The sequence below is a fragment of the Vibrio ouci genome (assembly GCF_004551525.1).
GTDB lineage: Bacteria > Pseudomonadota > Gammaproteobacteria > Enterobacterales > Vibrionaceae > Vibrio > Vibrio ouci.
In genome coordinates this window covers 1-1946 of the sequence record NZ_SATR01000173.1, presented here as the reverse complement: position 1 = coordinate 1946, position 1946 = coordinate 1, and the positions used below count along the sequence as shown (strand labels likewise).

Here is a 1946-nt window from a genome sequence, read left to right as displayed (position 1 = left end):
GGCGTTATGTTTACTTGTATTTCAAAGGCTTAAATGTCTCAGGCTCTAGTTCTTTGTCCCTCTGGCAATTCGTCTCTAGTAGACTCAGCAAATCAGTATTGTCGGCCTAAATTCTTGAATCTCTCTAGCCGTAAAACATGCCAATTTTCGTGGGTTGCTTCATTGTCAGGTCGTGGCGGTCGGCTTCTTGTTTAACTGGCTTTAAGTCACTTTTAGGCTCTCAGTCAATTGGCATTTTAGCTTGGCAGTTGCCTCGGCAATTCAGCACTGTTGTGCGCTTTGGTTGGAAAGAAAGGGCACTTGTTGGGGCTTAGTCGGGTTGCCTCATTGGGCAGGGAAGTGGGATTACACGTTTTAGGTTGGTCGCCTTTGTCGAACAAGTTGGTTTCAGTCTTGTGGTTTAGCTCAGAAAATTAGTTGGAATTAGCAGTTCTTTCTCAAGTAAGTAAATCATATGTTTGTGGTAAAACATAACAAACAATTCAACAGTGATTCGCAACGCTTGGCGCTCTCACTTCGGGTTGAATTTAGTGTTTACGGCGCAGTGGTTAAGTTCAGTGTCTGCGCTGCTCACACGTTAATTGGGCGTTAGATTTGTGAGGGAATATGAAGAAATCTCAGTTAATGTTTATCTACATTTTGGTAGTTCACTTAGCCCTTTTGGTTGGTTCCCAGTTTATTGGCGGGAGTGACTTTGAGTTATACTTACTCTTGGGTGTTTGGGGTTTCATTTCCATATTCGGTGCATTTCAATTACGCAGTGAAATTCGTGCTCAAGGTACAAATACGTGGTCTGATAAACTCATATTTTTCATTGCGTGTTTATTGGCTTTGGCTGCAGTTATCGCAATTAGTTTTATTTTGTTCTTGGCTATTGCTTTGAATGGAGCTGATTTTAGGTAGTGTGTTCGCAAAGGAAAATCTAACAAACAATTCAAGCTGATTCGCAACGCTCGGCGCTTTCGGTTTCAATTGGTTTGGTGATTACGGTGAAGTGCTTGAGTAAGGTCGCAGTGTTGCTCACAACTTAATTGGGCGTTATGAAACAAGGAGAGTTCAGCAATTGAAGATACAAACAGATAGATTAGAAATGGTACAAATTACTGCTGATGATTGGGGTTTATTCCAGTCTCTGAATCAAGACCCGGCAGTAATTAGCCTATGTTTTGATGAACCGTCACCTGAGGCTATTAAGGAAAGCTTTGAGTCGAGGCTTCCTGCCTGGAATAAAAGCTCTGATCATTGGTTGTGTCTGACCATGACTTTGAATGATACGGGTGAAAAAATTGGCGTTACTGGCTTTCGAATAACTGAGGGTAAAGCTGAAGTTGGTTACCTAATTCTGCCTAAATATCATGGTCAAGGTTTCGGAACGGAGTCCCTAAAAGCTTTGCTTAAGTGGGCTTCAGAGAAACAAGGTATTCGAACGTTTGGTGCAATAGTGACTGAAGGAAATATTGGTTCAGAGAAAGTACTTACTAAGAGTGGTTTTTCTTTGAAAGAAGTCGTACCGGAAGCTTATGAAATAGGCGGTAAGTTGTACGCAGACCACATCTACAGCTACGAAAGTATTGTTTCATAACAATAAATTTAAGCAGATTCGCAACGCTTGGCACTTTCGGTTTGAATCAGCTTTAGTGTTTACGGCACAATGCTTCAGGTAGGTGGTAGCGTTGCTCACTACTTAATTTGGCGTTATGTTTACTTGTACTTCAAAGGCTTAAAGGTCTTAGGCTCTAGTTCTTTGTCCCTCGGGCAATTCGTCCCTAGTAGACTCAGCAAATCAGTATTGTCGGTCTAAGTTCTTGAACCACTCAGCCCGTAAAACATGCCAATGTTCGTGGGTTGCTTCATTGTCAGGTAGTGGCGGCTGGCTTCTTGTTTAACTGGCTCAAAGTCGCTTTTAGGTTCTTAGCCAATTAGCATTTCGGCTTGGCAGTTGCCTC

2 protein-coding genes are annotated in these 1946 nt (G+C 42.2%); both read left to right on the top strand.

Features of this window, described 5'->3' with window-relative positions:
• Positions 1 to 606 precede the first annotated feature (606 nt).
• On the top strand, positions 607 to 903 hold the full coding sequence (locus tag ELS82_RS26540; RefSeq protein WP_167489538.1) for a hypothetical protein: 297 nt from the start codon (positions 607 to 609) through the stop codon (positions 901 to 903).
• A gap of 187 nt (positions 904 to 1090) precedes the next feature.
• Positions 1091 to 1582 carry a GNAT family N-acetyltransferase gene (locus tag ELS82_RS24890; protein WP_134837760.1) on the top strand — a complete coding sequence of 164 codons (492 nt, stop codon included), beginning with the start codon at positions 1091 to 1093 and terminating at the stop codon, positions 1580 to 1582.
• Positions 1583 to 1946: the final 364 nt, after the last annotated feature.